Genomic DNA, 7,873 nt, shown 5'->3' on the forward strand with positions numbered 1-7,873 from the left:
CGTTTCTTCACCAGTTGATATGATGTTGGGTTTCACTGCGTTTCACCCAACCTACGGTTTTTAAGAGTTTAGCCACAACGTTCTAACAGCACATATAAAAATGGGTCTAGGGTGTCTAATAACTCCTTAATTTCATCCCTGGCTTTTTCATGGCTAACAGGTTCTAGGGTAATGGGGTCTATGGGTCGAATTTGCTGCCACCGCTGCACTAACTCCTCAACAGTACAAACCCTCTCCCACAGTGGTAATAAACAAGCTGCTATGCCACTATCAAGATGAATTGGTAGAAAAACAGGTAACTTGATATACTTGCTAATTTCAAAGGGTTTGTGGTTGGTAATGCAATTAATTAAATCTTCCCGGGACTGGGGGTTAGCTAACTGAGGATGTAGGCTGACTCTGGCGGTTTGCCAGTCCGAATCACTCCATTCGGAAACCGGGATAAAATCTTGACCTTGGTGAGGATGACCACACCAAAAATCTAATAAACGGTGCATCGGTTGCAGGAGTTCAAATAAATGTAACCTGTCTTCCGTAGACATTTCCGCCAAACCCAACCCGAGAAAAACAGGTAAATCATCTTCATCCTTAAACAAATCTGTAATTTCCCAATGTCGCCAATTTATCATACTGATAAACTCTAAATCAGCAGCTTTCAAGGCAGCAAAAACATCGGGGATAGTGAAACCTTTATCACCCAGCAATAGATGATTACTTAAAAGATACTCTTCGGATTCTGCCTTTTGTGTGTTCCAGGTTTGCTGTTTAAGCAATACCTGGTCTTTAAGAGATTTCATGGTTTCTCGCGCCATTTCTATCTGCATTTCTCCGGGTTGTTCATCCATTAACCCAATCATTTTAAAAAATTCCTGGGATTTAAAAAAGTTATGGCGTTGGAAAGCACTGTGTAGATTGGTTCTAATAATACCATCGGGTTTTAGCACCGATTTCATGGCTTGCAACCCTTCTACGATATCCGGTAGTAAGTAGAGAACTTCATCATTATTAATATAATCAAACTCCCAACCTAAGCTGGGTAATTCCTCAATATACATGGCATGAAATTCGGCATTTTCTATGCCATGATATTTCAAGCGATTCCGGGAGGCTTCTACGGACTTTTCGGATATATCAATACCCACAATTTTAGCACCAGGATTAGCTAATGCTAATGCCAAAGCCTTATATCCACTACCACAGCCAGCATCTAAAATAACTTTACCTTCGGTTTTAATAACCTGTTGGTTTCTTAGATAATAGGGAGTCACCAAGTTATGAATATAAAGGCGTTCATAATCAGTCTGGGGGGATTCCTCTACAGGGATTTTAGGATACTGGGTGAAGTCGAACTGCTCCCGAATTTTCCGTTGTAGGTCTGATTCATTTATGGTTGACATTGGGATTTAATCTCCATCTAATTTAACACGGGGCTCAAATAGCCTATATGCTAACAACCGCCACCGTCAATATACCGCTGCCACATTTCCTGATAGGCTTTCTCCATGTCGCGGGTGAACTGCTTACCATTCCACAAAGGAGCAGTCCGCCTAGACTTGTGTAGTTTCCAGGAGATATCTTGGCGGAGTCTTTCATCGGTTCCCAGACGAACCCCCCACTCCACATATTCCTCATCAGTCCAAGCAATACCCTCGGTGATACCAGCATTCATCATCATTGTATAACTATTACGGGCTGCAAACTGTTCCCCCACCCTAGTCACCAGAGGAATACCCATCCACAGGGTTTCCATTGTGGTGGTTGCGCCGTTGTAGGGGTAGGTATCCAGCACCACGTCTGCTATAAGTAAATTAGCGCGGTGTTCTTCTTCCCATTTTACTGGCGCAATAAATTTAATTCTCTCCCTAGTGATTCCCTGTTGATTGGCGATGTCAAAAAAGAACTGATTTAAAGAATCTTGTTGACCAAATCCCTTGACTAAAAAATAACTATTGGGAACTTCCCTTAAAATTTCCAATTGCAACTTGGCGATGTGGGGATTGTACTTAGGGCCTCTTTGCAACCCTAGATAAACTATTGCATCATCAGGAATTGCTAAATCTGCACGGGTAATGGTGGGTACAGATACTTCAAAACCATCAACAGCTAAATAGGTTTGAGGTAGCCTCCAGATAGTTTCCTGATAATATTCTTGAGCATTTTCTGGTAACACATAGGGATCAGCAATAAAATAATCAACTGTTGGCACTGCTGAAGCATCCCAACCGAGCCAAGTCACTTGTATGGGAGCTGGTTTAAGTGCCATAATTGCACTCATATTGGAAGTAGTCAAGCTATCCAAATCTACTAATATATCTATTTGATCAGCATAAATTTGCTCGGCTAATTCTAGCTTGACAGAACTATATTTATGTATGTGGTCAGAGTTAGCAATATACCATTCTTGAATCTGATCGTAAAACACTCTTGATTCGGTCATGTAAGTATAAATTTCAAAGTTATGGCGATCGCCATATTTCCATAAACTACGAGCCAGCCAACCGACCGAGTGCCTCCTAAAACAAGATGAAACATACCCAATCTTTAGTTTCCTGGGGGATGGTTGTACCCCCTGACGCAAACTGGTATGGCGACCCCTAAATTTGGTAATTAGCTCCGGAAAGGCTATTTCCACGTTAGATTGACATACCTGACAAATTTGTTGTCTGATCGTGATATTTTCCCGAGGATTATCTACTATATAGGGAAAATAAAAAGAGGCTGTATAAAGACAAACTCCCATTGATGAAGTCCCCAGATTCTTAGGATGTTCAACAATCAATTGGTCAATTAATAGCTTGTGTTGTTCCCAAAAATCCCACAGTTTATCCCAGTATCCACCCGCAGTGAGTAGGGCTTTGAGAATGCTGAAACTTTGGCAAAGTTTTTCCGGTATAGTTTCCACGACTGAATAGGCGCGTTGGGCATATTCTATACCTTGAGCATAGTCCCCCATATCAGTAAATATTGCGGCCACAGAATTAATTAATGCTCTACTTCTTGGTGCTAACTGTAAACCCATCTGGCATAACTTTATGGCTTGCAAATGTTCATGTGCAGTACGGGCTAAATCACAGGCTATATCTATAATAACTCTGATAAATTCTTCCTCATTAGTAACATAAGGGATAATCGCTGTTAGCAACTCTAAAGATGAGGGTTCTAGGGTGGCAACCTGCAAGACTTTTTCAGTAACTCTGATTAATAAATCCTGATTAATATTTTCACTCAAGGAGCTATTCTGTAAGATGTCAATAATTCCATAGTCTTTGATGATATCTGGGGTATAAGCATTAATGGCAATTGACAAATCAATTAAAGCCAGCAAATTATTAATGTCTGTGGGATTCAGTTCTCTAAGATGTTGGCGAATCACCCAGGCTAATTGATAATTTGATAATTGGGCTTGTCGATTAGCTTCTGTGTCGAGAATATTACTTAATTCATCACTCCAATACTCAACCGGTTCTATATCTTCCTCATTGATAGCTAACAACCAGGTGATTTGAGCTTCTTCCTCTTGACCTTCTAACAGCAACATCAAACCCAGATAAAAATAATAATACTTATTATTAGGTTCTGCCTCAATAGCTGCTTCATAATATCTAATCGCCTGTTGGTATTGGCAATTATCGAGATATTTTTGGGCTTGCTGACGCATTTCGGCTACTAAATCACTGGTCATTTTCACAATACCTATTATCCTTGAATTCAATTGATGCTGGCTCATCAACTCCTGGGAGTCATGAGACTATGAAAAATTGATAATTTATGATTGTCCGCTAGTATATATTTTCCACATTTCCTGATAGGCTTTCTCCATCTCGCGGGTGAACTGCTTACTATTCCACAAAGGAGCAGTCCGCCTAGACTTGCGTAATTTCCAGGAGATATCCTGGCGGAGTCTTTCATCGGTTCCCAGACGAACCCCCCACTCCACATATTCCTCATCAGTCCAAGCAATACCCTCGGTGATACCAGCATTCATCATCATTGTATAACTATTGCGGGCTGCAAACTGTTCCCCCACCCTAGTCACCAGAGGAATACCCATCCACAGAGTTTCCAGGGTGGTGGTTGCGCCGTTGTATGGGTAGCTATCCAGCACCACATCTGCTATAAGTAAATTAGCGCGATGGGTTTGCTCGGTCGATACTGAACCCGTCAGCCGCAACTGTTCTGAACTAACTCCCTGTTCTTCTGCTAACTCAAAAAACAGACCGGCGATAGATTGCTCTTTATCGAATCCCTTAATTACCAAATAACTATTGGGTACTTGTTTCAGAATTTGCATTTGCAATTGGGCTAGTTCTGGGTTGTATTTCGGCCCCCTTTGGGCGGTAAAATAAACAATGGCATTTTCGGGAATATTGATATCCTCTCTTCGCAAACTGGGAATGCCGACCTCGAAGCCACCGACGGCCACATAGGTTTGAGGTAGTCGCCAGATGGTTTCTGAGTAATAATCCTGGGCATTTTCTGGCAAAACATAGGGGTCAGCAATAAAATAGTCAACGGTGGGTATAGCAGAGGCATCCCATCCCAACCAGGTGACTTGTACAGGTGCGGGTTTAAGTGCCATAATGGCGCAGGTATTGGTTAATGTCAGGCTATCTAAATCAATGAGAATATCAATCTGGTCTTCAGAAATTTGCTCGGCAACTTCTGTGCTTACCATTCCATATCGATAAGACTTGTTGGCTTGTTCTGTATACCAGTTTTGGAGAGCATCTTGTCGATTTTCTGCCCCAATCATATAGGCATAAATTTCAAACTTATCGCGGTCGTGATGTTGAAATAACCAGCGAGATATCCAACCCACAGAATGCCGCCGGAAACAATAAGATATATAACCAATTTTTAGGGGTTGATTGGTCGCGGATTGATGGCGTTTCTGTAAATTCCGGGCTTGATATGTGGCGATATTTTCTGCCTGAGCCGTTTCTAAGTTGGCTTGGCAAATTTGAGCAACTTGGGCTTTTATTTGTGAGTTGACAGCAGGTGAATCTCTAACATAAGGAAAGAAAAAGCTGGTATTATATAATTGCATAACCCCAGTTCCCAAGTCTAGGGGCGGGTCTTTCAGCATAGCATCCAGCAATGATTCCTGATGGTTGACCACCTCTCGCACTTGCTTTGTGCATCCCCCTTGAGACATCAGACCACTGATCATAAAATTGCTATCCAGGGCTTGCTGATCTGGGGATTCAGTGAGATGATAGGAACGTCTGGCATATTCAATGCCATGGTCATACTCGGTTAATTGAATACAAAATTGAGCCAGAGCCCTCAGCAACTCTTGATGATGCGGTGCCAGGTTCAACAACAACTCTCCATAGCCCTTGGCTATACCTATTTCACCAAAGGAATAGGCAATATCGTATAATTTAGGGATTAAGCTAGTGACAAACTCCGGTTGCTCACCAAGATGGTTAATCACCGCCTCTCCCAATTCCAGAGATAGGGGATTAATTGCATCTACAACTAGGAGTTTTTTCCACAGGTGCAGTAGTAAATCTGGATTGACATTGATGGACTCCTGTTGCAGTAAGGGAACCAGTCCATATTCTGCGATCTCATTTCCGGTATAGGTTGTCAGGGTAATTGACAAATCAATTAACTTTAATATATTATCAATACCATGGGGGTTTATTTCTAAAATGTGTTGGCGAATCCCCCAAGCCACGGAATAGTCTTCGGCGGAGGTTCGTGCATCGGCTTCTGATGATAGCACCTCGAGTAAGTCTATCGTCCACTGGTCAATCTGTTCTGGGTCTCCATCACTCATCGCCACCAGCCAGGTGGTCTGGGCTTCTTCCTCCCGCTCCTGTAGCAGCAGGGTTAACCCCAGTTTCCAGTAATTATATTTATAGTCGGGATTGAGATTGATGGCTTGTTCATATAAAATGGCTGCTTGTTGATAATCCCTTTTATGCAAGTAAATATCAGCTTCTGCTGATAAAATATTCTGCTTTTCCGACATCTGATTATCAACCATAGTCCCAGCGATAAACTCAATTAGTTATTTTAAAACAAAATAGGTAGCACTACTGTACTACCTATTTACAATACTCTCAAGTGGCCTCAGTTTCTGATTTTATCAACAAGAGCAATATAGTTATGGCTTTAACAGTGTCACCGTATGCCATCTCTCCATCTTATAGTTGACGATGGGGTTAAAGACCCTAGCTGACTCCATCTGAAACCTAAACTGCTAGATTATCTGTTAAATTTCTCTAAAATCATCACAACTATCATCGCCCGCTGCAAACTTTGCCTCGGTTTCTGCATCAGGCGCTTCGCACAGTTTAGCCAAAGTGGTACGCTCCCCTCCTACTGTAGTACCTACCCAGACCAGACCACCATAGTCGCGGAGATTAGTTGTACCTTTGGCATTAACCACCGCACCAGAAGCATTAGCGTCGAGATTATAAGTGTAGTTTGCTGTTGCGCTGCTGACACCCAGACCCAGTTGAGCTATTGAGGCAGTAAACTCGTCAGTTTCCATCAAACGCGCTTGTTGAGCCCGGTTGATTGAACCAACGTATGTTTTAGCTTCGGACTCCCTGGCTTTGTTAGCTTGGTTTAAGAAGGAAGGCAGAGCGATCGCCGACAAAATACCGATAATGATAATTACAACTAACAGTTCGATTAAGGTGAAACCACCGTCTCTTTTTTTCTGAGAGATATGTTGCAGGAATTTGGCTTTAAGTTCAGTCTTCATAATTCGTTCTCCTCGGGGTGAAATGAGGTTATTTGTTTTCCGTAGTTCTAACTTACCCACCTCGATCGCAAATCATATCACCTGCCACAAAATTTTTTTTCAATTTTTCCGGGAAATCGTGTATCGCCCACCCAGTGGGGAATACCGACTAAGGCGGTTGGGGTGACTGGGTGTCAGACATAGGGCTTAGGGGGTTAAGGCGGCCACCAATTGGTAAAATATAGGCGATCGCATCCCATCGCATCCTATATATAAATGGACAACAAACTGTTATTGGTGGCCAAAATCCTGATCCTATCCCTAGGGCTATCCTTACTGATCAAATATGGCGGGCCAAATTTCGCCATTCCCCAAACCAATGCGATCGCTCTTTTCGCGGTTCTATTCCCCTCTTCCCTGCTGGCCGTTCTGTTGTCGTGGCGAATCTGGCTAGTCAAATAAGCAAACCGGGGACCAACTAAACCTCAGTCGGTTTCTTTTGGGACTCGTGCCATTGCTCCAACCGCTTCTCATCCCCAGCGAACCCATCTACAGACACTCGACGCTCTGGCATAGGTTGCACAGGACCATTAACAGGGCTATATTTGCAAAAGCAAATCACGATCATATCAAACTCAGCCATAGACACATCAGGAGAGTAACTTTCTACCCTAGTTACTTCCCAGTCACCCTGACGATAATGGGTGCTGTAGCCATGTTCAGTGGGATTATGCAACCCATCAATACGAATAAACTCCCTCGGTCGATATCCCAACTCAGGAATAGGTTGATCAGAAGAGTCGAAATGTTCAGCCAAAATTCTAGTTAAACCCTGGGTATGTTGGAGTTTACGTTCTTTCCAACCAGGTTCACCCTTATCAGCCCGAAAAATGATGTATTTTCGCATCAATCTTCCTCCTTATCAGTTTCATTATAGGGCCGAGGAAACTCCGTTTTCCCCAGAAATACGCAATCAACCTCAAGGATAGGATCTGAGGTTACCTCAATTCGCACAAGATTCCACCCATATTTTCGTTCCATATCCTCGCAGCATCCTTCATCTACCGCTGCGTGGCGAGATATATTTTCCTGTTCATCAAAAATTCTCCGAGAAACGCCCATCCTCGCGTAGCAGGTGGGGGAGGGATAGGAGCGGTGGTTGAGTGGGGTTCA

General features: G+C 42.8%; 5 protein-coding genes. All 5 read right to left on the reverse strand.

Annotated elements, in window-relative coordinates; genetic code table 11:
* Positions 1-68: 68 nt before the first annotated feature.
* Positions 69-1,397, reverse strand: coding sequence for a class I SAM-dependent methyltransferase (locus P5674_RS22025; RefSeq protein ID WP_315670281.1), 1,329 nt, complete (start codon positions 1,395-1,397; stop codon positions 69-71).
* A 50-nt stretch (positions 1,398-1,447) separates the two neighbouring features.
* Positions 1,448-3,682: an O-linked N-acetylglucosamine transferase family protein gene (locus P5674_RS22030; protein WP_315670282.1), complete on the reverse strand. Its 2,235-nt coding sequence runs from the start codon at positions 3,680-3,682 to the stop codon at positions 1,448-1,450.
* 84 nt (positions 3,683-3,766) lie between these two features.
* Positions 3,767-5,995: an O-linked N-acetylglucosamine transferase, SPINDLY family protein gene (locus tag P5674_RS22035; RefSeq protein WP_006617494.1), complete on the reverse strand. Its 2,229-nt coding sequence runs from the start codon at positions 5,993-5,995 to the stop codon at positions 3,767-3,769.
* Positions 5,996-6,223: 228 nt separating this feature from the next.
* Positions 6,224-6,721 carry a type IV pilin-like G/H family protein gene (locus P5674_RS22040; protein ID WP_315670283.1) on the reverse strand — a complete coding sequence of 166 codons (498 nt, stop codon included), beginning with the start codon at positions 6,719-6,721 and terminating at the stop codon, positions 6,224-6,226.
* 457 nt (positions 6,722-7,178) lie between these two features.
* Entirely contained in the window at positions 7,179-7,607 is a 429-nt protein-coding gene (locus P5674_RS22045) for a hypothetical protein (protein ID WP_006617497.1), read from the reverse strand.
* Positions 7,608-7,873: the final 266 nt, after the last annotated feature.

It is taken from the genome of Limnospira sp. PMC 289.06 (assembly GCF_032350395.1).
Classification (GTDB): domain Bacteria; phylum Cyanobacteriota; class Cyanobacteriia; order Cyanobacteriales; family Microcoleaceae; genus Limnospira; species Limnospira platensis.